General features: G+C 61.6%; 1 pseudogene. It reads left to right on the top strand.

What is annotated here, in order from left to right:
• Nucleotides 1-203, top strand: a pseudogene (locus VU18_RS08150) (IS110 family transposase); the annotation flags it as partial.

Genomic DNA, 203 nt, shown 5'->3' with positions numbered 1-203 from the left:
CCGCTTCCGGCTGATATGGCCGGCCGGACGGTGGAGGAGCTTCTTGAGGTGTACCGGCAAAGCGAAGGGATGAAATGCCCGCAGAAGGCCAAAATTCAGGCGTTGATCAACACCGCGAAGGACTCGATTGGGGTGACGGAAGGGACAGCGATGGCCCGGTTTGAGATCGCCGCGCTCGTCCGCCGATACCGCCAATTGGAGGC

Source organism: Geobacillus sp. ZGt-1, assembly GCF_001026865.1.
In the GTDB taxonomy this organism is placed as follows: Bacteria; Bacillota; Bacilli; order Bacillales; family Anoxybacillaceae; genus Geobacillus; species Geobacillus thermoleovorans.
The sequence above is the reverse complement of the archived record's forward strand: the minus strand, read 5'-3'. Positions and strand labels throughout refer to the sequence as shown.